The sequence below is a fragment of the Bacteroidota bacterium genome (genome assembly GCA_038746285.1).
Taxonomy (GTDB): domain Bacteria; phylum Bacteroidota; class Rhodothermia; order Rhodothermales; family JANQRZ01; genus JANQRZ01.
Genome location: JBCDKT010000028.1, coordinates 18,911 through 43,386 on the forward strand (window position 1 = coordinate 18,911; position 24,476 = coordinate 43,386).

The 24,476-nt window shown below is 67.4% G+C and carries 19 protein-coding genes; all 19 read right to left on the reverse strand.

Going from position 1 to position 24,476, the window contains the following annotated elements; translation table 11 throughout:
- Positions 1-2: 2 nt before the first annotated feature.
- Positions 3-590 (reverse strand): DUF1629 domain-containing protein, encoded by a 588-nt coding sequence (locus AAGI91_10395; GenBank protein MEM1043027.1) that lies wholly within the window; start codon positions 588-590, stop codon positions 3-5.
- Positions 591-614: 24 nt separating this feature from the next.
- Complete coding sequence (locus AAGI91_10400; GenBank protein ID MEM1043028.1) at positions 615-1,511, reverse strand: hypothetical protein; 897 nt, start codon at positions 1,509-1,511, stop codon at positions 615-617.
- Between the two features lie 13 nt (positions 1,512-1,524).
- A complete protein-coding gene (locus AAGI91_10405) occupies positions 1,525-2,214 on the reverse strand; it encodes a beta-ketoacyl synthase N-terminal-like domain-containing protein (protein MEM1043029.1) in 690 nt (229 codons plus the stop codon).
- A gap of 443 nt (positions 2,215-2,657) precedes the next feature.
- Positions 2,658-3,119: a DUF4150 domain-containing protein gene (locus AAGI91_10410; GenBank protein MEM1043030.1), complete on the reverse strand. Its 462-nt coding sequence runs from the start codon at positions 3,117-3,119 to the stop codon at positions 2,658-2,660.
- A 12-nt stretch (positions 3,120-3,131) separates the two neighbouring features.
- Positions 3,132-4,202 (reverse strand): DUF2169 domain-containing protein, encoded by a 1,071-nt coding sequence (locus AAGI91_10415; GenBank protein MEM1043031.1) that lies wholly within the window; start codon positions 4,200-4,202, stop codon positions 3,132-3,134.
- Between the two features lie 17 nt (positions 4,203-4,219).
- A complete protein-coding gene (locus AAGI91_10420) occupies positions 4,220-4,741 on the reverse strand; it encodes a DUF6484 domain-containing protein (protein ID MEM1043032.1) in 522 nt (173 codons plus the stop codon).
- A 2-nt stretch (positions 4,742-4,743) separates the two neighbouring features.
- A complete protein-coding gene (gene tssI, locus AAGI91_10425; protein MEM1043033.1) occupies positions 4,744-6,927 on the reverse strand; it encodes a type VI secretion system tip protein TssI/VgrG in 2,184 nt (727 codons plus the stop codon).
- A gap of 17 nt (positions 6,928-6,944) precedes the next feature.
- Positions 6,945-9,629, reverse strand: coding sequence for a type VI secretion system ATPase TssH (gene tssH / locus AAGI91_10430; GenBank protein MEM1043034.1), 2,685 nt, complete (start codon positions 9,627-9,629; stop codon positions 6,945-6,947).
- A gap of 75 nt (positions 9,630-9,704) precedes the next feature.
- On the reverse strand, positions 9,705-10,730 hold the full coding sequence (gene tssG / locus AAGI91_10435; GenBank protein MEM1043035.1) for a type VI secretion system baseplate subunit TssG: 1,026 nt from the start codon (positions 10,728-10,730) through the stop codon (positions 9,705-9,707).
- Entirely contained in the window at positions 10,727-12,466 is a 1,740-nt protein-coding gene (gene tssF, locus AAGI91_10440) for a type VI secretion system baseplate subunit TssF (protein MEM1043036.1), read from the reverse strand. Before tssF ends, tssG begins: the two co-directional genes overlap by 4 nt.
- 27 nt (positions 12,467-12,493) lie before the next feature.
- Positions 12,494-12,913, reverse strand: a complete 420-nt coding sequence (tssE, locus tag AAGI91_10445) for a type VI secretion system baseplate subunit TssE (GenBank protein ID MEM1043037.1) — start codon at positions 12,911-12,913, stop codon at positions 12,494-12,496.
- A gap of 90 nt (positions 12,914-13,003) precedes the next feature.
- A complete protein-coding gene (gene tssD / locus AAGI91_10450) occupies positions 13,004-13,459 on the reverse strand; it encodes a type VI secretion system tube protein TssD (GenBank protein ID MEM1043038.1) in 456 nt (151 codons plus the stop codon).
- Positions 13,460-13,716: 257 nt separating this feature from the next.
- Positions 13,717-15,246 (reverse strand): type VI secretion system contractile sheath large subunit, encoded by a 1,530-nt coding sequence (gene tssC / locus AAGI91_10455; GenBank protein MEM1043039.1) that lies wholly within the window; start codon positions 15,244-15,246, stop codon positions 13,717-13,719.
- Positions 15,247-15,287: 41 nt separating this feature from the next.
- Positions 15,288-15,812 (reverse strand): type VI secretion system contractile sheath small subunit, encoded by a 525-nt coding sequence (tssB, locus tag AAGI91_10460; GenBank protein ID MEM1043040.1) that lies wholly within the window; start codon positions 15,810-15,812, stop codon positions 15,288-15,290.
- Between the two features lie 148 nt (positions 15,813-15,960).
- A complete protein-coding gene (gene tssA, locus AAGI91_10465; protein ID MEM1043041.1) occupies positions 15,961-17,586 on the reverse strand; it encodes a type VI secretion system protein TssA in 1,626 nt (541 codons plus the stop codon).
- A gap of 32 nt (positions 17,587-17,618) precedes the next feature.
- Positions 17,619-18,563: a type VI secretion system-associated protein TagF gene (tagF, locus tag AAGI91_10470; GenBank protein ID MEM1043042.1), complete on the reverse strand. Its 945-nt coding sequence runs from the start codon at positions 18,561-18,563 to the stop codon at positions 17,619-17,621.
- Positions 18,564-18,716: 153 nt separating this feature from the next.
- Positions 18,717-22,283 carry a type VI secretion system membrane subunit TssM gene (gene tssM, locus AAGI91_10475; GenBank protein ID MEM1043043.1) on the reverse strand — a complete coding sequence of 1,189 codons (3,567 nt, stop codon included), beginning with the start codon at positions 22,281-22,283 and terminating at the stop codon, positions 18,717-18,719.
- Positions 22,280-23,005: a type IVB secretion system protein IcmH/DotU gene (gene icmH, locus AAGI91_10480; GenBank protein MEM1043044.1), complete on the reverse strand. Its 726-nt coding sequence runs from the start codon at positions 23,003-23,005 to the stop codon at positions 22,280-22,282. Before icmH ends, tssM begins: the two co-directional genes overlap by 4 nt.
- A 90-nt stretch (positions 23,006-23,095) precedes the next feature.
- Entirely contained in the window at positions 23,096-24,448 is a 1,353-nt protein-coding gene (tssK, locus tag AAGI91_10485) for a type VI secretion system baseplate subunit TssK (protein MEM1043045.1), read from the reverse strand.
- Positions 24,449-24,476: the final 28 nt, after the last annotated feature.

Consider the following 24,476-nt stretch of genomic DNA (forward strand, 5'->3'; position numbering starts at 1 on the left):
CGTCAGAGGATCGCGATGTGTCTAAAACCATCCAACTCGTTGAACTCAATTCCAGTGAACCCCTGAGCCTTGATCCGTTCAGCTAAGCTCTGCCTAACCAGGACAGGGTATGGGTATCTGTCCAGACGGAACAAAATCACACCAGGATCGAGGCATCCCTCTTTGAGTACAAGGCGCTCGACTGATGCAAACACGTCCGGCTTAAACGGCCAGACTTCTCCGCCGCTGGCCTCACCATCCAGGCAGTTCTGGTGCTCTAGGATGTGTGCGACATAGAACTGCTCGTCCACGGGCCGTCCTTTATGATCGAGCACCGCGACTGGAAGGAACTCTACGTTGCTTAAATCCTCCTGTATCTCTAGGAACGTTCTGACACGCTCTGAGATGACAAGCGCACCACTCTGATTATTAACGAAATCGCGGAGCTCCATGCCATAGTTCGGGAGCATGGGGAAATAGGTGTCCTCGGGAAATTCTGCAGCGAGCGAGAGGTCCTTACTAAGTCTGTAAGGACGCGGGATGTTTACCAGGGCGTCAAGCACTGCCGCGGTCGGCTCTTTCTGGATCGTGATGTAGTACAGGTCTTCCATTGAGGTTGGACTGAGCAGGCGCGGTCAACTAGCTGTTCCGGTTAGCGGGTTCCAGCCATCCGCCATGGTGAAGTTCTTGTACCAGGTGGGATCGTAGTCTGGGTTCTCCTCCCACTTTCTCTCTCCACCCCGCTTCCTCTTGTTTCCCAGAACTCTCCTGTATCCCTTAGCCCAGTTATCGCCGGTAGCATTCTCACCGCGAGTCTCGAGTTCCCGACGGAACCACTGAGAGGTGTTTTTGAGAGCCTGCGCGATTTGTGCCGGATCAACACCCAATGCCTCGGGGCTTTCAATATGCCCGTCGCGCTCCTCTAGGACGAGATTCCACATCTGGTGTAGCCATTTCGCCACCACTCGGTTATACTCCGTATGGCCCCAGTTGACATACTGGTGGATACAGGAACCCTCGGGCGATCCCTCCTTGTCGAGAAGCCCCTTCCACGTCTTACGAGTTCCTCTGTCCTTCCTGTTAAACGAGCCGATCCGCTGGCTCATGTACGCCCCCACAATCTCTGCCGCACGAATTTCCAGCTTCGGGTCTTCAGGGTCGAGCGCGATGCTAGCGCGGTCGAAGTACATCATAAACGAGTTGAGGTGAGGCATGCCGACTAGGTTGTCCTGATCGTCGAGGTTCCACGGAGTAACCCACTTCAGATCCTCGAAGAAATCAGCGTACCCTTCAATTTCAATCGCGGTCACACCCTGCGTCGGACTGCCGGGCCGAGCGGGGCTCCCCTCAATAGATTGCTTTATTGATTCCTTGGGCACGATGTGGTGCGCCTCCCAGCGAGGGCCATTGTAGCCGAGCCCTTCGCAGTTATCGCGGTAGTTCTTGCCTACCGGGTTACCGTCCATGTTCTTCTCGAACCAGCCTTTGCGGTCGCCCAGGTCCTTGCTCTGGTGCTTGCTTGATTTCCCCATCGGTCCTGTGTGGTCAGTTGCGCGCGGCACTTAGGGCCAGCGCTGCTCGGGCACCGCTGCTAGAAGCAAGGTGGAGAAAAGCCCGCTCGATCCTCGCGACCCGCTGGAACAGGTGCAGCGTCAGAGCCACTCCGATCAGTCCCGCTGCTGCTCCGGTGTCCCCAAATGAAGCTGCCGGATACCAGACCGGGCGATCGAGAGCAGCGTCATGTTCGGCGTAGAGACGTGACAGCGCGTAACCCCAGTCTGCGGCGCGCCATACCTCGCCGTTCAGGTCCCCGACGATAATGTCTGGGATAAACCCCGACGTGCGGAGGACAGCATCGGTAACTCGGGCCAGAGCTTCTCCGCGCGGCTGATCACCGGTAAAGCGGTCCTCGGGCTCAGCGTCGAGACCCGTAACATTGATCGTTCCGAGCGTGTCTGTCTGTCCTGAGTACGGTTCGACGAGCAGAAATGCAGCACCTTCGCCGGGCAGAAAGCCGTTGGCCTGGGCGGGTGTTTTTATCATGGAGAGGCCGAGCAGCGCCTCCAGCAGGTACGGCTCGAGGTGACTGGCAATGCCACCAACTATGCACTGCTCAATCTGCCCAGCAGCGAGCCAGCTTGCGGCTCGCAGCAGCATCGTTGCCAATCCAGTCTGATCCTCAAAGATCAGGGCTTGGTGCTCGGTATCCACGTCCAGTTCGGCAAGACGTAGCATGGTAGGCAAAAGCCGAGAAGCATACTCATTCTGGCGCCACTCCATTTCGTACTCTCCGCCGGTCACTGGCTCCCTTCTCCCTTCTGCCTCCCGCCAACGCTCCCACTGGGTGTGGTACAAACCGCTGGGTACGTTGACCAGGCACCCTGTTCGGTACTCTTCATTCGGTGAGAGCCCATCCCAAAGGTCGGCCAGCGCTGCTCCCCCAAGCTGTGCGAGACGACCTAGGCCGGTAAATCCGTCCGTGACCGTGGGAACGCTGTGGGTAAGGACCTCGACCTCTTCGTCGGTGTCTCCAGCCTGAACGGTCAGGCCCCCGCGTGGCGTCGGGCGCACCATCCCTGCCCGCGCTGCTGCACATCCTGTTGTGGCATCAAGCCCGAGGCTCGACACCATACCGACCGCTGTGATTGCAAGGTCCAGGCGCTGCGCACCCATGCGTCTCAGAATGGTTGGTCGCAGATCAGACACACCGGCTTCTCGTTGCCCGGGATGCTAATGATCGGTGGCTGAATGAGTGGAAAAGGCGGCGTGTTTTTGTCGTTGTGCAACATCAGGTCGAGGGCTCGGGCGACGTTCTTCCCCTCCACCTTCACGTCGAAGCTGAAGCTGACAAACTCAGCCTTACCTTTTGTCTTGTTGGAGATGATGCCTTTTAGCGTCCCCGGCTCGTCGCCCGTACTGGTCTTGAAGTTGGAGTCTTTGAGACAGATCGGGTTGCCGTCGCACTTCACCTTCTTGCTTCCCTTCGCAGTGTCGGCAGACCGAGCGATGTTGGGATAGGGAATCGGGACCGGCGGGGCAGGCGGCGCGGGCGTCTTGCACACGTCGGGAAACGCGATGGTGACGCCGCCGCTGCCTTTGTGGACAACGGAGAGTTGGTTGACGCCTACAGTGACTCCCATGACGGCTCTGGTTTAGGCAGCAGGAATGAGGGCAGTGTCGGGCGCGGCGTGTACGGACTGCGCGTGCGGCTCGACGTGGATCGCCGTGACGGCGTGGGGGCCGGCAGGAATGAGCAGGTGCGCTCGCCACAGCAGAAGCACCTGCATCGCGTCAGTGTCGAGGATGACGGTGTCGAGATGCGGCTCCAGCGGTCTGTCGGCGGCTCGGTGCCGCACGACAGTTACGTGCGGCGGCGGCTCGGTGGGCAGGCTGAACGAGAGCCACGGCACGGATGCCGCGTTGGCAATCACGACCGACTCATTTCCTTGAAGATACCTGCCGGTAATCTGGCCGGGAGGTGCCGCGTTGAAAAAGCGCCGGTCGAAGTCTATGGGCAAAAGGGGCATCCGCGTCTGCTGCCACGTCTCGTCGTAGGTACCGGCATAGCCGAGCCGAGGGCTCCAGTGCGGGCCGATGAACCCGACGCCGGCGGGCGGCGGGGTATCGCCGGGAGCCGTGATGAGCTTGCGTGGGTCTTCCAGATTCGGCAACGCGGTCTGCTCGACGAAGGCCACCTGCACCTTCTTCCGGTAGCCGACCCCGACAGGATTCCGCTGCTCGACGCGGTGCTGGCGCTCGTCGGGAGCGGTACGGTCCCACCCCCCGAAGGCGCGCTCCCAGACCAGCGGGACGCGCTCGAACGGCTGCGGCTCGCTGATCTTGTAGAATCCCAGCGTCGAGGTCCAGTGCCGGTCGCCGAAGACGCGGATGGTCTTCTGCACCGGACCGACCTGAAAACCAACGTCGACCTGCCGCGCGCCGGCTCGGTCAGGGTAGGCGTGCCCGACAAGGACCACATCAGTGCTTGGCTTGGCGAAAGCGACCTCCGGCTCGAACCGCATGCTGGACTCGGCAGGATCGCCGTAGTAGGTGCCTGCGAGGTCAACCGCGACTTGCTCCTCGGCAAGCGCGAGCGGCTCGCCCGGCCGGATAGCGTACGTCGCTTTCACGACCACCGCGAGGAGGTCGCGCCCGTCTTCGTCAGCGAGGAATAGTTCCTGCGCTGCGAAGGGAGATTCGTTGACGAGGCCTTCGGTTGCCATGTCAGTTGATGAGCACATCAGTTGATGAGCACGTTGCCGCCCTTGATCTTGTTCGTCCGACGTGCCCGGCTGACGATCTTCAGTCCTTTGACGACCACCTCGCCGCTAGCGCGGAGGAGAATGCTGCTCTTACCGCACTGCAGGACGAGTTCGCGCTCGGCTTCGATGCAGACCGTCCGACCATCTACCCGGACCTGCCGGTTCGCGCCAGCCGGAAGCACGGCAGCGTGTTCTTGAGGCACCGGTGCTTGTGGCGGCGGCTCATGAACCGGCGCCGTCTGCAGCACGCCTAGCACGACGGGGCGCTGCGGGTCACTCTGTTCGAAGGCGAGCACGACCTGTTGTCCAACCGCGCTCGGCGTCACGGCGACGGTCGAGCGGGCAGCGACGGGATCCCATCCGTGGCCTGGATAGACCACGCGCAGCCCCGCGCCCGGCTCGGCGCTGACGAGCGTGCCTATGCACACGCCTCCTGCACTGGGAGGTGGCGCGTCGAGCAACTCCGGCCCGGTGACTTGAGGAGTGTGTTCCGAGGGCATGTTCAGTTCTCCTTGATCTTGCTACCCTTGATGACGACATCGCCACTCCCCTTCACCTGGATCTTCTTGCCCTTGATGATGATGTCGCCGCTCTTCTTCATGATGATCTCGGCCTTGCCCGTCTTCAGCACGATCTGGTCCTCGGCCATGAGTTGGATCTTCTTCGCGTTGACGGCCCACTCCTTCGTAACCTGCTCATGGTGGTTGCCGCCGATCTTCTCGTCGAGGTCCTTGACCACGCTCAGCGACTGGCCATCGCCGACGTTGATCGAGAAACTCTTGCCTACAGAGACCGACTTGGAGCCGCCGATGGTCTCACTCTTGTTGCCGCCGATGGCTTCGCCTTTGAACGCGCCGACCTCTTCCATTTTAGCTCCGCCGACGGTTTCATTCATCGCCGCGCCGACGGTGACCTGATAGGCTGCCCCGATAGCGAGCGACTTCGCTGCTGTGATGTTCTCCGCTTTGGCGCCCGCGACGTTCTGCGTCATGTTGCCGACGATCGTCTCGCTGTGGTTGCCCCCAACGGTGATCGTCTTGTTCGCCCCAACCATCTCTGTCTGGTCGGCTCCGACAACCTTATCCCGATTGTTATCGACCTGCAGGCGCTGGTTGTGCCTGACCCACTCGGACTGGTCATGACCGATCGTGATGGTCTCGTCGTTCTTCACCTCGACCGTGTGGTTTCTGGTGGCGTGGAGGTAGATGTTCTCTTCGCCCTGCTTGTCGTCGAAGGTGAGTTCGTTCTTGCCCCAGGTGCGGATAACGTTCTGGTGCTTGTTACGCACCGTCGAGGGCGATGCCTGCGATGGGTTGGGAACGGTACCGAGCGCAAACGGGCGGTCGATGTCCCCGTTGAGGCACGCCCAGATCATCTCGGTGCCGGCGTGATTGGGAAAGTGGATGCCGTAGTCCGCCCCCGAGTAGCCCTGGTTCATGGGAATCGGGAGCGTGGCGGTGCCGTCGACCGCGTCGCCGAGGTCGAAGTCCATCTTGGCGTGGTAGCGCCCTTGGTCGTCGAGGTGGGCGTAGAGGCCGCCGGCTGTTTCGACTTTCGCTGTCATCACACCGGGGAGACGAGGCTCCGGCGTCAGACGCGGCGGGCGGAACGCGACGTCGGCCGGGATGCACCTGAACTCGTTGCGGTAGGGCACGGCCGCGTCTTCGCCTGCCTGCATGGTCATCGCTCCTCGCTGCGAGCCGTAGTGCGTGATTTCGGTAACGAGGTAGGCGTGGTTGAGGTCGAGGCGGTAGTGCTGATCAAGCGTGAAGGTGTGCCCGGCGCGGAGCCGCAGGCACGTCCCCTCCCCTTGCCCGGCGCGCCGCTGGCACTCGATCTCCTCGTTGCGGACGCGCGCCAGCCGGTCGCCTTCGTCGGCGTCCTGGAAGTGCGGGCCGTACTCGTAGTACGTCCCCGGCTGGTCGCGGTTGATCTGCGACTCGACGCACAGCTTCTCCTCCGGCGTGCGGTAGTTGTGGTCCTTGAGGATCACCTTGCCGGTGACGATCTGTTCGCGGAAGAGAAACTGCTGCACGGTCTCGGTGTGCGGCTGGGCGAAGCCGTCCATCCGCTGGTAGGTCACCGTGTCTTCGCCCTCGATGGGCGGGTTCTGGCTCCGGTCGTCGGTGAAGACGACGACCTCGCGGCTCCCCTCCTGCCGGAAGAAGAACTGGATGCCCTCGTGCTCGCAGAGGCGCGACACGAACGCGAGGTCCGTCTCCTGGTACTGCGTGCAGTACTCGCGCGCCGGGTAGCTCGCCTGGAGCAGGAACTCGAAGTCGCCCCCGGCGAAGCCCGCGTCGGTGAGGACGGCCTCGATGATCTCCTGGACAGACTGCTCCTGGAAGATGCGGCTCTGGTGGGTCAGCGAGAGCCGCCACAGGCGCGGGACGAGGACGGCGCGGTAGCGGTAGTAGTCGCTCCCGACGGGGCCGCCCTGCTCGAAGTGCGCCACGACGCCGTGGACCGGCCACGGCTCGTCCTCGCCGTGGAGGACGAGCGTCGCGGGCTGGTCCATGAGGTCGGAGAACGGGACCGACGGGTCGGTGGACAGCAGCTCGAGCTCGAACCGGAACGGCTGCGAGATCGCCTCGCGGCCGACGAAGCTGACCACCTCGAGCGTGTCCTCGCCGAGCTGGGCCGTCGAGAAAGAGAACTTGAGCGCGTTCGCCGGAGTCGTTGCCATCGGGTGCGAAGTAAGCGTTAGGAAGTAGCGAGGTCCGCTTCGGCAGGCTCTGCCGCCGCTGCCTCTTCGTCTCCGCCAAAAGTATACGTGAAGTCGCCCTGCTCGTCGATGCCGAGGGCGAGGCGCTCGGGCGTGGTCGCGTCGGCCATCTGGGCGAGGAGGGCGCGGCTCGCCTCGGGCAGGAGCGTCCGGTCGATGATGAAGTCGATGTTGCGCGCGCCGGAGTCGACCTGCGTGCAGCGCTCGGCGATGCGCTCGACGATCCGGTCGCCATATTCAAACCGCATCCCGTGCGTGGCACGGAGGCGGCGGCCGATCTTGTCGAGCTTGAGCCGCGTGATGCGGGCGATGGCGTCTTTGTCGAGCGGGTAGTACGGGACCACCTTCATCCGCCCGAGGAGCGCCGCCTGGAAGTGCCCGACGAGTTCGGGGTGGATCGCCGCGCGGAGCGTGTCAGCGTCGGGGCGGCTGCCTGCCGTCGCCGCCTCGATCACGGTCGCGCTCCCGATGTTGGAGGTCATCAGGATGACGGTGTTTCGGAAGTTGATCTCGCGCCCCTCGCCATCGCGCATCATGCCGCTGTCGAGGACCTGGTAGAACATCTCCATCACGTCGGTGTGCGCCTTCTCGGCCTCGTCGAGGAGCACGACCGAGTAGGGCTGGCGGCGGACGGCCTCGGTGAGGACCCCGCCCTCACCATAGCCGACGTAGCCGGGCGGCGAGCCTTTGAGCGACGAGACGGTGTGCGCCTCCTGGTATTCGCTCATGTTGATCGTCGTCAGGAAGCGCTCGCCGCCGAAGAGCCGCTCGGCGAGCTGCTTGGCGGTCTCGGTCTTGCCGACCCCGCTCGGCCCGACGAGCAGGAAGACGGCAATCGGCGCGTCGGGGTTACCCATCCCGGCTTTGGCGGTGCGGATCGTGTCGGCGATCTGATCGAGCGCCTCGTCCTGGCCCTTGATGGACTGCCCGAGGTCGGCTTCGAGGGCGAGGAGGGTCTCGGCCTCGTCGCGCTCCATCGTGCCGGCCGGGATGCCGGTCCAGTCGGCGATGACGCTGGCGACGACGCGCTCGTCGACGGCGGCGTAGACGAGGGCCTCGCCCTGCTGCACCTCGGCCAGCTGCTCTTTGAGCCTGCCTAGCTTGTCGCGCAGGCTGTCTTGCTCGGCCGGCGCGCCATCGCCGCCGAGGTGCTCGGCGATCTGCTGGCGCACGGACTCGATCTCAAGCACGACCTCGCGCTCGCGCTCCCAGCGGTCGAGGAGCGCGTCGCGCCGCTGCTCTAGCTCAGCCTGCTCGGCTTCGAGGGCCGCGAGCGCGTCCGCGTCGTCGTGGAGGCCGGTCTCGAGGTCGCGCCGCATCGCCTTCGCGGTGATGGCGAGGTTCAGGAGCCGGCGCTCGACGTCGTCGACGGCACCGGGCTTGGCCGACTGGCTCATCTTGACGCGCGCCGAGGCGGTGTCCATGAGGTCCACGGCCTTGTCGGGGAGCTGGCGCCCGGTGATGTAGCGGTCGCCGAAGGCGGCGGCGGCGTGCGCGGCCTCGTTCGTGATCTGCACGTCGTGGTGGTCCTCGTAGATCGACTTGATCCCGCGCAGCATCGTCGTCGCGTCCTCGACCGAGGGCTCCTCGATCTTGACCATCTGGAAGCGCCGCTCTAGCGCCGGGTCCTTCTCGATGTACTTCTTGTACTCGCTCCAGGTCGTCGCGGCGACGGTCCGCAGCTCGCCGCGCGCGAGGGCGGGCTTGAGGAGGTTGGCCGCGTCGGCGGTCCCGGCAGCTCCGCCTGCGCCGATGAGGGTGTGCGCCTCGTCGATGAAGAGAATCGTCGGCTTGGGAGCCTCGCGGACCTCCTGAATGACGGACTTGAGCCGGTTCTCGAACTCGCCCTTGACCCCGGCTCCGGCCTGGAGCAGCCCGAGGTCGAGCCCGACGATCTCGACTTCCTTCAGGCTGTCCGGCACGTCGCCGTGCGCGAGCCGCAGCGCGAGGCCCTCGACGACGGCCGACTTGCCGACCCCGGCCTCGCCGACGAGGATCGGGTTGTTCTTGCGCCGCCGGCTGAGCACGTCGATCATCTGCCGGATCTCGCCGTCGCGCGCGAAGATCGGGTCGATGCCGCCCTGCCGGGCCTTTTCGGTGAGGTTCTCGGTGTAGAGGTCGAGCGCGGTCTCGCCCGCGCGCTTGCCCGGCCCGGCCGCGCGCGGCCCGCCGGTGCGGAGCGCCGCCTGGTCCTCCGCCGAGCCGGCGACGATCTCGAAGAAGTCCTCGCGGAGCGCGTCCGGCTTGACGGGCGCGAGCACGTCCGTCACCTCGTCCATCCGCAGCCCGTCGCTCTCGAGGAGCGCTTCGAGGAGGTAGCCCGAGCGCACCTCGGCGTCGCCGTGGTGGACCGACCCGACGACGAACGCCTTCTCGACGAGGTCGAGCAGGATCGGCGAGAACGTCGGCCGCCCGGTGTTGCCCGTCTTGAAGCCCTCGAGCCGCGTCGTGATCGCCTCCCACAGCCGCCCGCTGTCCACGCCGAACCGGTCGAGGACGCGCGGGATGTCGCCACCGCCGGCTTCGAGAAGCTTGGCGAGCAGGTGCTCGGTCGAGACCTCGTAGTGGCCGCGCGCGATTGCGAACCCGGCGGCGGCTTCGAGGGCACGGGTGACGGTGCCGTTGAGCTTCTGGAGGAGCTTTTTGAGGTCTTTCGAGATCATGGCGGGGCCGAGTCGGGTGTCCGGGGTCGGGAGTGTGAGGCTGTCTTCTGCTCGCTGTTTTCTGTCCGCTGCCCCTCAGGCGTAGGCGACGATGCGTTCGGTGATGACGGCCTCGCGGGGCCGCCCGACCCAGGTGTTCTCGCCGAGGCGGGCGGTGCGGTCGCCGAGGCGGAGGCCGGGCACGTCGCCGGTGCGGAGCAGGAGGCGCACGTCGAAGTCGAGGTGGTCGGGGGCGTAGAGGCCGACGAGCCAGCCGAGGGCGTCGGCGCGCGCGCCGCCGGGGAGGTAGGCCTCGAAGTCCTCCAGCCCCATCGGGCCGAGGACGACGCGGAACTTGCCGCCCGCGTCGAGCACGCTCGCGCCGAGGAGCGCCGAGCCGCCCAGCGTGGCGCGGGTCCCGCTTTGCCCGAGCCGGGGCCGGTTCTCGACCTGCACCCGCCGCATCACGTTCTCCTCCACGCCCACTTCCAGCCCGTCCGTGAACGCGCCGACGAGCGTCCTCAACCCCTCGGCCGTACGGACACGCCGGCTGAGGAGGCCGGCCAAGCCGGCGAGGCGGTCCGTGGAAACTGGCGCATTGGCAAGGGCGCCCGGGTTGGCGAGGCCGGCGACCGCGAGAAGATAGGGCGCATAGCTCCCGAAATCGCCTGCGCGGTACTTCTTCCAGGCCCGGTAGAAGTAGCTGTAGAGGCGGTGGTTGAAGAGGTCCAGGAAGTGCCGGAGCGGGAGCGTCTCGGCGGCTTCCGTGGCGATGTCTTCGTAGAGGTAGACCGGCAGCGGCGAGGCGATGCCGTAGAGGCCCATGAAGGTGACTGTCACCTCAGCTCCGTCATCGCCGAGCGCCACCGAGCGCACGTCGGAGGAGGGGAAGATGGTCGCGGGGTGCGGGAGGAAGCGGATGCGCTCGGCGTCGGGATCGGCGCTCGTGCCGGGCGCGGGGGCGTCGGGGAAGTAGGCTTCGAGGAGGCGGACCGCCTGGAAGAAGTCGAACCGGTAGCCGGCGCGGAAGAGGTCGGCATAGATGCCACGCGTCGGGCGCGCCTCCTCGTCGGCAGGCACCGCGTCGTGCTCCGGGGCGGTATGGACCGTGGCTTCGCTCACAGCGGCAGCTGCTCTCCCTGCTCGGCCTCCCACCGCATCGTCTCGCCCGAGGGCATGAGGACGACCGCGAGGTGGACGAACGAGTTGATCGTCGCGTAGGACGCGAAGAACCGGCTGAGGACGAGGCCGAGCAGGGCCGCGTCGCCGGTGTCCGCGAACTTCTGTTCGTCGAGTTCGACCGTGACCTCGGTGCCGCGCAGCACGGCACCCCGGTGGATGCGCTCCTTCGGTACCCAGCGCACGTCGCGGATGCCATCGATCCGCTGCCGGACACTCTCGGCCCCGCTCCAGTCGTAGAGCCGGAGCACGCCCGCGAGCGCCTCGCGCGTCGCCGCCGAGCGGTAGTTGAACGACCAGTGCGAGAGCAGCATCCAGTAGAAGTCCTGCTGCCGATCGGTCGGCGGGTAGCGGATGAGAGTCGGCTGCACGAGGTTCTGGACGGCGACGTTGCGGATGCTCTTCGAGGCGAAGCGGTTGACCGAGCGCTCCCGGAGATGCTCGCGCGGAATCGTCCCGTTGGTGCAGCGGAGCGCGAGCGACAGGGTCTCGACCGGCAGCGTCCCGTCGCCGGTTGGGGCCACGCCCTGGAGCGTGAGCGTCGTCTCGTAGCGGTCGGTGAGGCCGCGGCGCGAGACGGCGGTGTAGGTCCGGTCGCCCCCGGCGCGCTCGGGCGAGAGCAGCCGCCGGTACGCGTGCCGCCGGCCGGTCATGTCCTCGATTCCCGTCACTGACTCGACGGCGTAGACCTCGACGCCGGTGCGGCGGCGCACGTCGGCCACAACGCGGTACTCGGCGCTGCGGTGGTCCGCCCGGACCGGTTCGGCGTCCTGCTCGAAGAGGTTGACGACGGGGCTGGCGAAGAGCCTCACCTGCTCGGCCCCGAAGCGCTGCGGCTCGGGGTAGCTCCGGTCGAAGTGGAGCGTGACGCGGAACGCGTCGGCCTGCCCTTCCGGGTCGAACCGGTCGAGGCCGAGGAGGTCGGCGCACCAGAACTTGGGCCGGAACGCCAGATACTCCTGCAGCAGCCGGAGGCCGGACGGCGCGCGCTCGGCCTCGGGCAAGAGGGCGTCGTCGAGGCCGAGGCCGCCGGGCCGGACCCACTCCTGCCCGTGCAGCCGGAGCGACGCCTCGCCGCTCTCGACGGTGACGGTGCGGACCCGGCGGGTGAAGAAGTAGTGCATCGCCGCGGCCGTCGCCGGGTCGGCGTGGAAGTACAGCCGGAGCGCGCCGAGGTCGAGGTCAGCCAGGGTGGCCCCGGCCGTGCAGGCAAACGAGAGCGCCGCGCTGGAGGTCCCGTCCGCGGCCCAGGCGAGCGCTACGTCGTCGAGGCGAAGGGGTTGGACGGTGACTGCGCGCGTGGTCACGAACCGGCAGACGGTATTCTCGTCTCCTACCGGGTCGCTCTGCACCTCGGTGCCGCGCGGGAGCACGGTCTTCTCCCCGCTTCGCTGGCCCTCGAACGCGACGAGCGAAAGCGACGGGACCGGGCGCAGGAAGTGCGGAAAGAGCAGCTCGCACAGCCCCTCGGTGATCTGCGGCAGCTCGTCGTCGAGGCGCTCGCGGATGCGGCCGGTGAGGAGCGCGAACCCCTCGAAGAGGCGCTCGACGTACGGGTCCCGGTCGGTGACGCTGTCGATGTTGAGGTAGCGCGCCTGCTCGGGGTGGACCTGCGCGAACGCCTTCCCCGCCTCGTGCAGGTAGCGCATCTCCTCGTCGAAGTAGCGTCGCTGGCTCATGGCGGCAGGCGTTCGCGGGTCAGGGTGTTACCGGGTGCTTACCACCGGCGTGACGTGGGCTTCCTCTTCCGAGGAAAAGGTCGTCTTGAAGCGGACGCGGTCGCCGTCGAGCGTCTCGGCCGTCAGCAGGAAGACGAGCTGCATCGCGTAGCGGTCCGTGGCCTGGTGCTCGACGCGGACGCGGCGCAGGCGCGGCTCGAACGTCTCGACCGTCGACTCGATGGCCCGTTTGAGCTCGACGACCGAGCCGGGCATCTCGCGGTAGACGTCGGAGATGTCCGGCAGGCCGTAGCCCGGAAGGTGGCTGAGCGCCCCCTGCCGGGTGTTGAGCAGCCGGTCGAGGTTGGCGACGATGCTGTGCTCGCGCTGCGCCTCGGGCGCGACGGTCTCGGTCCGGCGACCGTCGCCGAAGCGCCCGCGCAGCACGTCGTAGAGGCTTGCTTTCATCGGAAGCTCGTCGGGCCGAGATGCCGAGCGCCGCACGGTCCGCCGGGCCGAGACCCGTAGCCCGTGCGGCGCTCGAAGGCGGAGGCCGGACTAGGCAGGCATGGCAGCCCACTCGTCTTCGTACTCGTAGCCATCGGCGTGCTTCCAGTTGATCTTCTCGTAGAGGAAGCTGACGCGCTCCTGGTGGTTGAGCTTCTCGAACGACGGGTCCTTCGTGTTCGGGACGTTGTTCGTGACCGACGCCACTTTCACCCCGCTCATCGTGATCGTGTAGTAGATCTCCTCCTTGCCAGCGGGCGTGATTTTGTAGAAGTCGATCACGATCTGGTCGAGCGTCTGGCCGGTGCAGCAGGCCTGGTAGAGCGACGGCGAGGCGGTGTCGATCTCCTTCGTCACCTCGGCCGTGCCGTGGACGCGGCTGCCGGTGACGGTGCCTTCCTGCACGTCGACGGGGCTGTAGACTTGGTGCGAGAACTCGACGATCGCCGAGGTCTGAGCGCGACCTCCTTTGGTGTTGGAGCCGACGATGTCGTTCGAGTAAGTCATGGCGCATTCGAGGGGCATAGCAAGAACCTCTTGGGGGTTGGTTGGATGAAGCGGTAGGGGTGAAGCAGAGCCGAGCGGAGCCCGCCGAACGAGTGCTTCAAGTGTCTGCCAGGGAAACGGGAAGTTCCCTCCTACAGGGACACGCAGGAAACAGCGAAAGAACAGATCAGAGGTAGAGCGACGAACGGCGAGTTACGAATGACGACCGGGGGCCCGCCGCGAGTTCGTAGCTCGTCGCTTGGATCTCGTCGCTTGTCTTACTTCGCCTTCGGCATCTTGCTCACCATCGAGAGGTTGATGTCCATCCCCTCGATCTGGAAGTGCGGCATGATCGACATCTGGACGCGGTAGAACCCCGGGTTGTCGTCGAGGTCTTGGACGGTCACCTGCCCGCTCCGGAGCGGGTACTTGGCGATCATCTCCTCGGTCGGGTTCGGCATCTTGGTGACGAGGCCGCTGATCCACTTGTTGAGCTCCTCCTCGATCCGGCCGGCGTCCTTCGTCGCGCCGATGTTCTCGCGCTGGAGCACCTTGAGGTAGTGCGAGATCCGCGAGCCGAGCATGATGTACGGGAGCCGGGCGTTGATCCGGCTGTTGGCCGTCGCCTCGGGGTCGTCGTAGAGGGTCGGCTTCTGGGAGGAGTTGGCTGAGAAGAAGCAGGCGAAGTCCTTGCCCTCGTAGATCGAGAGCGGGATGAAGCCGAGGTTGGCGCACTCGAACTCGAGCGTCTCCGAGATCGGCACCTCGGTCGGGATCTTCATCTGCTTGCCCTTGCCGACGTCGTAGAGGTGGACCGGGAGGTCGGAGACCCTGCCGCCGGACTGCGGGCCGCGGATCTGGACGCTCCAGCCGTCGCGGACGTAGGCCTCCACCATGTTCGAGGCGAACGAGAACGAGGCGTTGCCCCAGAGGTACTTGTCGTGGTCGGCCCCGGTGACGTCCTCGTTGTAGTTGAAGTTCTTGACGGGGACCGTGTCCTCGCCGTAGGGCAGGCGGAGCATGAAGCGCGGGAACGTGAGCGCGAGGTAGCGCGAGTCCGGGCTCTCGCGGAAGGCGTTCCACTTGACGAAGTCGACCGTCTCCATGTGGGCCGAGACGTCGGGGATCTTCTTCCACTCCTCCATCGACTCCTTGCCGAAGAACTCGTGCCCGACGCTTGCGACGAACGGGCAGAGCGCGGCGGCGGCCACCTGCGAGGCCTGCTGCATCAGCGCGATGTCCTGCGGCGTGTTCTTGAACTCGTAGTTCGTCACGATCGCGCTGTAGGGGTCCGCGCCGGGCTGGTCGTAGGCGTTCGTGTAGACGTGCCTGTAGAGCGCCGACTGGATTAGCTCCGGCGCGTCCTCGAACGACTCCAGGAGGTCCTCCTTGGAGCAGTTGACCATCTCGATCCTGACGTTCTTGCGGAAGTCCGTCCGGTCCACGAGGAACTTCAGGCTGCGCCACGAGGACTCCACCTCCTGGAACGCCTCGTGGTGCATGATCGCGTCGAGCTGCTCGGAGAGCTTGTGGTCGAGCTGGGCGACCATCGAGTCGATCAGCTCTTTGTCGACCTTCTCGACCGGCGCTTCGAGGTCGTTCACGGCGTCGACGAAGACGCGGAGCGCGGCGGCGACGACGGCCCCGCGCGGCTTGTCGGCGTTGGCGGTCACGTCGTCGAACTCACCGACGTTGACGGCACCCTCGGGCGCGGCGACGGCGACCTGCTGGAAGATGGAATCGAGGATGCTGCCTTGGTCTTCGGTCTCGGCGGCCGCGGCGGCCCCGTCTTGCTGGGTCTCAGCCATGAGGATGGGGATCTGGGGTCAGAGGGTCTGGGATCGGGAGTCTAGCCTTCGGCGTCGTCCTCGCCGGCGTCGTCGGTCTGGACGAACTGCTCGAGCTCGGCGGCGAGGCTGGCGAGCGCGGCCTCGTCCTTGACGATGCCTTCGAGCTGCTTGCGGAAGTCGTTGGCCGAGACGACGCGGTTGCGGAGGTCCTGGAGGAGGTTCCGCATGGCGAGCATCCGGTTGAGCTGCGGTACCTGCTTGGCGACCTCCTCCGGCGTGAACGACTTCATCGAATCGATGTCGAGCTCGACCTTCATCTCGGCGTCGTCGCTCTCCGAAAGCTCGTCCGGGACCGTGTACTCGAGCTTTACGTCCATCGACTTGAGGACGTCCTCGAAGTTGTCCTTGTTGAGGTTGATCAGCTCGCGCTCGGCCAGCGGTGTGTCGTCGGGCCGGCCTCGGTAATCCCCCATCACCATGAGCCGCATCGGGAGTTCGATTTTCTCCTGGGCGTCGCCCTTGTCGACTTCGAGAAAAAGGTTGACGCGGGCGGGGGGTTTTTCGCGCTGAAAGCTCTGGGCCATGACGGTCCTCGGTTCGGGGTGATGCAGGGCTGGGCGGCGTGGGCACGGCGAAGCCGGATACCTTGTAAGCCGGAACGCAAGCCTGCGGGGTTCAGGAAGGTAGGGAAAAAAGTTTACAATTCAAGGGACTAGCGAGCGCGACGCGGGATTAGCCCTGCTTGGCGCTCTGGACGGCGAGCGCGCGGGCCGGGTCGGCGGCGCAGACCTTCGCGAAGATGCGCTCGGCGGCTTCCTGGAGCGCGGGCTTGTCGGCGGCGGAGGTGGCACGCTGGAGCGCAGCGTAGCAGCCGTGGAGCGCGGTCCAGACTTCGAGCGCGAGCGCCGGGTCCCACACGTCGAGCCGGTGGGCCGCGATCTCGGCGTCGAGCGCTTCGAGGATCGGGCGGGCGACGGCGGGTCGGCCGCCGCGGAGGCAAAGCGAGGCGAGGTAGAACCGGCGGCGGAACCGGTCGCGGCCAGCGGCATCGGTGCCTTCGCCGAGCAGGGCGAGTGCCGCGTCGAGGTCGCCGGAGGCGAGGTGCGTGCGCGCCTCGGCGTAGGCGTTGTCCACCGCGCTCGCCTCGCCGTCCGTCGCGAGCACCGGCTCAGCCGGCTCGCCCCCGCCGAGCGCCGGGCGGATGCGGGTCTCGATCCACTCCTGCGTCGCGGCGTCGGCGAACGGGGTGCCGTCATCGAAAGTCAGCGACGGCAGCGACGGGAAGCGGCGGACGAGGCCGACCACGTCCTCGACCACACCGTCGCGGGCCGGGGTGAGCGGAGTCCCGAGCGCGTCGAGCGCCGTGACGACGTAGCGCTGGAGGTCGAGCCAGAACGGCTGCTCGCGGAAGGTCTCTTCGGCCTCGCTCGCGAGATCGGCGAACTGGGCGCGGCTGAGGAGGCCGTCGAGGTAGTCTTTGCGCTGCTCGACGAACGGCGGAATGCGGGTCCGCCCCTGCTCGGCGGGCGGAGCGGCGAGGAGGCCGCCCCAGTGCAGCGCACGGGCGAGCCGGAACGGGGCCGGGTCCGTCTTGTCGTGGTCGTGCAAGAAAGCCGCTGCGGCGGTAATGGCATCGGCTGCGCCGGCCGGACTGCTCAGTTCGGAGGGGGCGCTCGGTGCTGCGGTCGGCGCGGCGGCTCCGTCGCCCGACGGCGCAGTAGGCTTCGAGGACGGCGCCTTCGGGACGGCGCGGAGCTTGGCCTCGAGCAGCTTGGTCATCTTGCTGACGACGGGCGCATGCTCGTCCATCCGCTCCATGACGAGGGCCTGGAGCGTCTTGTAGCTGTCGCGGGCACGGGCGAGCGCTTCTTCGTCGCCGCGCTTCGGCTTCTGGCCTTCGAGCCACTCGTGCGAGCGGTCGATGAGGAGTTGGAGCGCGTTTTTGCGCGCCGCCATGCGCCGGGGCGGCGGGTAGAGGTCGTCCCAGTACGTCTCGCACAGGAGCCGCGCCACCTCTACGCTCTCGGCGACGCCGGTGGTGCCCGCCGTGCGGACGAGGCCGATCCCGAGGAAGGCCGCCGCCGTGAGGTCTTTCGACTGCTCGGTGAGCACCTTCTGGCCGAGCTCTACGATCCGCTCGAAGTCCGCGTCGGCGCTCGCGCTCTGGAGCTTGTCCACCTCGGCCTTGAGTTGCTGGAAGCTGTCCTCGTACTTCACGTCCTCGCCGACCGGGTTCGCCTCGGAGATCGGCGCGCGGACGGCCTGGAGGAGCGCCGAGAGGTTCTGCGCTTCGGTGGCGTCGGGCGCTGCGTCAGTCGGCGTCTCCACGGGCGGTACGTTGGGGGGCGTGTCGGGCATGGCGGAGGGCAGGAGCCGTTGGTTCGGCTCTTCTACCTATTGATACGACGAATAAAGTCGAGCAGGGTCATGGCTTCGTGCTCGAGGAGGCTTCCGAGACGAGGGGGAAGCGCGAGCGCGGCCAGCGCGGCAGGCTCTCCCCGGGCGTCGTCGAGCACGAGCACCCCGTCGGTGAGCGTGGGGCCTGCGGTGAACAGCCCGCGCGGCGGCGGCACGGGCGCGAGAAGGAGCGTGTTGCTCGCCCCCGGGGACGCCGTCCAGAAGAAGAGCGGCGCGTCCGGCGTAGCTCCCAGCATCTGCCAGCAGGTCTCGAGCCAGAAGCTCACGTCGAGATCGCCGGTCGCACTGGGGAGCGGCAGCCGGAGCGCAGCCGGCAGGTGGCCGTGCCCGTTGCGCGCTCGGCCCAGCGCGTCCGTCAGGTTCTTCAGCGTGACGTACTTGCGCCCGTCCTCCGAGTCGCCCCAGGTGCGGGCCCAGAGGTCGCGCGAGGGGGCCTGGCGCAGGCGGAACTCGTAGTCTACGAGAAACGGTGTGGCGTCGTGGATCGAGCGCAGCGTCTGGAGTCGACCTGCCAGCGTGCCTTCGGCGAGGCGGCCTTCGACGGCGTCGTCTACGAGCCCGGCGGCCGCGTCGTAGAACGCCCGGTAGCGCGCCGGCCACGACGGGATGCGCCGCCCGTCTACCTGGCGCTTCTCCACCTCGACGGCGACGAGGAACGGATAGCGCCGCCCCGTCCGGTCGCGGCTCGGCCGGAACGCGCCAGCGAGGGCGTGCGGGGCACCGGGCATATCGGCAAAGAAGCAGGCGGTCGTACCCTCTGGAGGGGCCTCGCCCGACACCGACCGCGCCTGCGCTACGTCCCGCTGCACCCACTCGTCGAAGGCTCGCATCGCCCGCCCACCCGCGTGGTGGCGGACGAAGTCGCCGTGTGTCGGCAGCTTGCCGAAGCACGCTGCGCTAGGAGAAGCAGGCTGCATGGGGTCGGGGGTCAGGTGCCGAGCCCCAGGAGCCGAAAACCCCGAAGCGCAACAGCCTCGTTAACTTGTGCGGCTTTTCTTGTTCTGTCCTCTGTCCTCTGTCCTCTGTCCTCTGTCCTCTGTCCTCTGTCCTCTGTCCTCTGTCCTCTGTCCTCAGTTTAGCGTTGCCGGAGGCGAGAAGGCGAAGAACTGCGTAGCGTTGTTGAAGGGGAAGGCGCGGCTGCGCGTGCTGAGCGTGTAGACCGCCGTGACGACGTATTCGTCGGGCTCCCGGAATGGCCAGCGCACCTCGTACTGCGTCGTCGTGGTGCGTCGCACGTCGGCCTGCTGGAGGAGCCGGAACCAGGCCCAGTCACCCTCGAACTGCTTGGGACCGAGTTCGCCTCGGTTGGTCGAGACCGAGAGGCGAGCGCCCGACGGGCCGGGCCACGCGAACGGCGTCGAGGGACGGAACGAGCCCAGGCCGTAGCTGTCCGGGGTTCCGTGGATCAGGACCGAGACCCGGCTGGGGTTCGGCGCGTCGCCGTCGCGCTCGGGCAGGTCGGCCTGGAGTTCGAACGCGAGTTGGAGTGTGCCTCCGCTGAAGAGTGCCTCGCCGATAGCCTGCGCCCTGCCGAGCGCGGTTTCGGCCCGCCCGGAGAGACCGATAGACCCGCCGCCCCAGGTACGCGGCCGGCCGTCCTGGGTCAGGTAGGGAGCCAGCACCTCGTCGTAGAACGCGGCGAGCGTGCCATCGCCGGGCCGGAAGAAGCGCTCGAAGTCGTCGAGCGGGGCATCCTGCCGGCTGTTCGGGTCGAAGGGATAGGTACCGGCGAGCGTGCGCTGGAACTCGGCCTGGACCTCAGCGCGCCAGCGCTCGTTGAGGCGGCGCTGCGCCGACCCGAGGATGGTGCCCCACGCGACGTAGACCGGCTCCTCGAAGAGTGTCCGGCGCACGTCGGCGTCGAGGCGGCGGAGTCCGCCCCGGATCTGGCCGAGCGCGTTGTTCAGACGCCCGCCGTTGTCCCCCACGACGGCCGCGGCAAACTCGGCAGCCTGGGCAGGGTCGGCGGCTCCTTCGAGCATGCTGCCCACCTGGCCGAGCGCCTCGAGCGCCCGGTAGAGGCCCTCGCCCGCGCCTCCGCTCTCGGCCTGGTCCGCCTGTAAGGCATGCAGCCCCACGAACTGCCGCATCACGGGGTGCATGTTCTCGTCGCCGCCGAGCCCGTCGGTGGCGCGGCCGGTCACCCTGCGCCGGACTTGGTCGCCCTGCCGGCGCACGGCGTCCGCTATCCCCTGGCCGACCTGCCCGCCCGGCAGGTCGCCGAAGGTCGTCTCGGCCGTAATCCGGGCCAGCACGTAGATGAGCGGCGAGTCCGTCGTGTTCGAGAGGAAGCTGAGGTAGGTGACGGCCGTCGGCGCATCGCTGAAGGACTGGTAGCGGACGCTCCGCATGAAGCGCTTCCAGGCTCGCCCGTAGTCCTCGAAGTAGAACTCGTTGAGCCGCGCCAGCATCTCGCCCGCCTGGAGCATGTCCGGCGGCAGCTCGTCTCCCGAGACGCCCATCACCCAGTCGTCGCGCGAGGGGTCTTCACTCTCGGTCTCGAACGCCTGGCGAGCGAACTCGTCCCAGCCCCGCTGGGTGAAGAAGCCCGGAACGCGCGGCCCGCCGCCCTCGCCGAGTTGGAACATGGCGTGGAAGCGCGGGGGCACGACCTCGGCGAGGCGGACCGGGGGGAGGACGGCGCTGCCCTCGCTGCGGAGGCGGTTGTAGACTCCGCGAACGGAGGGCTGCTCGTAGATCAGGTCGCGCGTGCTCAGGACGAGGCCCGCCTCGGGCTCGAAGGGCGCGACGGCGGCGGCGTCCAGCCCCTCGACGAACGCCGCGAGGTGCCGGTCGATGCCCGCCGGCGCGATAGCCGAGGTGGAGTCCGCGCCGTAGAGCGAGCCGTAGGTCACGTCGGTCAGGTACTGCTGGAGGAACGCCGCGTTGGCCTCGTCGTCGAGGCGCTGCGCGTCTGAGGTGAGCAGGAGGTACGCCTTGAGGTCCTCGTAGGCGCTCCGCCGCGCCGACGAGTCGGAGGCGACGCGTCCGAGGCGGTCCCGCAGCGTGGCCAGCGGGTAGGCTTCGACGAACGCCCGTGCCCGCGCGTGGTAGAGCGCGCGCGCCGGCTCGAGCACGGTCCCGCGCCGGTTGAGGCCGAGCTGAAGCAGCGGCGGGCCGCCGCCGAGGCGGTCGATCTCGTCGCGGAGCAACGTCATCCGGTCCAGGTTGGCGATGCTCGGGCGGCGGTCGTCCCAGCGGACGAGGGCGGCCTCTGACGCCGCGTCGCGGGCGCGGTCGAGGTCACTCTTGCTGCGGAAGACCGCCTGCGAGGCTCCGAGGAGGAACAGCACGAGCGCCGCCACCGCCGCCGCCGAGGTCCCGGCGCGGGCCAGCCGCCGCTGCGTCGCCGCCCGCGAGGTCTGCCGCCCGAGGTACTGGTCGGGGATCACGACCTCGGTGAACACGTCCTTGATGAAGTAGCTCTTGGCCTCGGTCTCCGCGCCGAGCGGGGTCATCTCCGGCGGGAGGTCGAACTCCGCCTCGATGGCGCGGATGACGTGGTCGATGGGAACGCCTTCCTGGGTACCGCTCGTGAAGTAGAACCCGCGAAAGATGGGCGTCTCCTGGTACGGGTTCGGCTGGAACAGGCGGGCGACGAACGGCCCGAGGGCACCGCGCAGCGAGGCGAACTGGAGCGGGAAGTTGTAGACCAGCTTGCGCTCCTCGCGCTTCATCGCCCGGCGCAGCCGCCGCGAGCGGAAGCCCGAGAGCGCCTCGGCGAGCCGGTCGAACTCCCGCTCGAAGAGCGCCCGGAAGCCGGCCTCGGGGGCCGCGTCCGGCTCCAGCGTAGCGCCCCAGATCACCTCGCGCTCGCGCCGGTCGAACTCGCCGAAGAACTCGACGAAGCCTTGCAGCAGGTCGGTCTTGGTGAAGAGGAGGTAGACCGGGAAGCGGATGCCGAGGTGCCTGATGAGCTCGTCGATCCGCGCGCGGACGGTGTCGGCGTGGCGCTCTATCTCGGCCGGCGACGCGCCGGCCAGCTCGTCGAGCGCGATGCCGACGAGGACGCCGTTGATGGGGCGCTCCTTGCGGTGCTTCTTGAGGATCTCCAGGAACGCGATCCACTCGTCGTTGTCCTCGCGCTCGGTGACGTAGCGGCCCGCCGTGTCGAGGAGAATCGCCTGATCGGTGAAGAACCAGTCGCAGTCGCGGGTGCCGCCGACGCCGCGCACGCGGTCCGTGCCGACGGGGAAGCTGAGGCCCGAGTTGGCGATCGCCGTCGTCTTGCCCGCGCCGGGCGGGCCGATGAAGAGGTACCACGGCAGGGCGTAGAGGGCGGCCTTGCCGCCACCGGGCCGCCACCCCTTCTTGCCGAGCTTGGACTGCTTGAGCGTCTCGATGGCGCGCTCCAGGTCCGCCTGGAGCTGCTCGATCTCGGCCTGCTGGTCCGGCCGGACGTTCTGCTGCTGCGAGGCCGCCTGGGCCATGAGCTGCTGCTCCAGCCCGCTCGACGCCTGCGCGGCCTTCATCTGCCGCATCATCAGCGCGAGGCCGACGAGCAGCAGCGCGACCGCGAGCGCGAGCCCCGTCACCACGAGCGACCACTCCATGACGAGCGCGGCCAGCAGCACCAGCAGCACCACGAGGACCACGCCGAGGCCGATCCAGAATCCTTTGCTCGTCAGCCACGTCATGGGGTTGCCACCGTTTCGATGTCCCGCGCCACCTCGGCAGCGGTGCGGTTCATGTAGACTGTCATGCCGAGGTAGATCACCAGGCTGAGCATGACGACCGCGGTCACGACGGCCCAGGTTGGCACCCGGCTGCGGACTTCAGTGGCGACCTGGCCGCGCGGCTGGCCGTGCGGGGCAAGCTGCCCCGGTGCCATGCCCGGCTGGCGTTCCACCTCACTCTGGACCTCTTCGACGAGCATGCGGAGTTCTTCCTGCCCGTGCAACTGGTACTTCCCCTTGAAGCCCAGCGCCATGCAGAGGTAGTAGACCTCCAGCACTTCGGCGTGGAGGCCGGGGTTGGCCCGCATCCCGTCGAGCCGGTCGAAGAACGTCTCGCCCGCGTCGAAGCGGTCGTAGAGTTCGAGCTGGAGCGGGTTCGAGAGCCACTGGTTCTTCTGGCTCCACCCCGACGAGAGCAGCGTCTCGTCGAGGAAGGCGACGAGGGCGAACTCGGCCTCGCGGATGTCCTCAGGCGCGAGCCCGGTGCCCTCAGCCTCGCGCCGGGTAGTCTCCAGGAGGTGCTTGATCCGGCGGCGGAGCATCTCGGCATCCCCGTACTCCTGCGTCGCCCGAAGCTGGAGCGCGAGCGAGAAGCACGGCGCATATACGTCGGCGAGGCGGGCGCTGAAATCGCCGAAGCTGCCGAAGTGCGCGTCGGGCGGAGGGCTGGCCGTCGTGGGCATGGCGGACGGTGGACAGGGGCTCGAAGGGTGACGGTCTCGTTAGCTTGTTCGGCTTTACTTGTCTCTCTCCTCTCTCTCCTCTCTCTCCTCTCACGTAGCGATCAGCTCCATGTGCAGCTGGCCGAACTCGGCAGGGACAAAGATGGCGAGGCCGCCGCTGGCCTGGATCGCCTCCCAGAACGGCCCGCGCTTCTGCAGCTGGAAGTACGTCGCCTGGTTGTCCATCGGGACCCCGGAGGGCAGTCGGTTCGTGTGCTCGACGCTCAGCGCGCGGGTGTAGCTGCGGAGCACCGCGTCGATCGTGTCCGGCGAGGCGACCCGGATCATCTGCGGAAGCTCCTGGGCCAGCCGCGCCTCGGGGAGGTCGTCGCTGCGGACGAGGAGGAAGAACTGCGCCTCGTCGAGCAGCCGGCCGTCGGGCTGGGCGACGTAGAGGTTCTCGCGCTCCTCGCGGAGCGGGACGCGGGCGTAGTTGGCTTTCGGAGCCGCCCCTCCCAGCAACTCCATTAGGATGGCGTCGAGCGCGTTGAAGCAGGTGGTGAGGTCGGCGTGGGCGTAGACCGGGTAGTCGCGTGGGGCCGTCGAGGCACCAGGAGTGAAGGCGGCGAGGTGGCCGGCGAGGGCGAGGAGGGTCGTGTAGAGCGCCTCCGGGTGGGCGTCGCCCCTGGCGTGGTGGTGGTTGAGGAGAGGGACGTAGGTGCTCATGGCGAGGTTCAGCCCCAGCACGGTCAGGTCGGCGGGCGAGAGCTCGCGCTGCTGGGTCACGCCGCGCCACCGGTCAGCCAGGGTCGTGCTGCGGGCGACGAGGAGTTCGAGCAGGCGGCGCGCGAACTGGTTCAGCCGCGCCGAGGCCCCGGTACGGAGGCAGGTCGGGATGAACGTCTCGCGGAGCGCGAACAGGCCGGTCTCGCGGCGATGCACTTCGGCGACGGGGAGCACCGTGAACTCAGGCAGCGCCTCGGTCCCGAACCCGATCCTGAACCTCGGCTGTGCTACCTCGACGGTGCGCTCGTCGGCCCCCGTGGTGTCGTCGGGGAGCGAGACCGGGGTCGCGGCGAAGCGCGTCTCGCGGCTCGCGGCTCCGTTGCGGGCCACGTTGCCGCCGCCCGGGCGCTCCGCCGGAATCGCGAGGACGACCGAGAGCGCGTCGCCGGTGGCGGCGAAGTGCTCGCCCAGGCTGCGCGGCTCCGGGAGCGGCCCCTCGTCGGGCAGGCTGAAGGGGAGCCCGTCGGGCATCACCCCGGCGCACCGCAGCAGCGCCACCTCGCCGTTGGCGAGCCGCTCTTCATCGAGCGCGAGCTCCGTCAGCCCCCAGCCGTGCCGCGTAAGCGCCCCGACGCGGGCGTGGACGACGCCCTGGTGGTACCGGTCCCACTGCTGGAGGTGGTGGGGGTCGAGAGTCATCCCCTCGTACCAGACGGTCTTGCCTCGGTCCTGCGCCATGATGGAATGCGGATGGGGGCACGCAGCG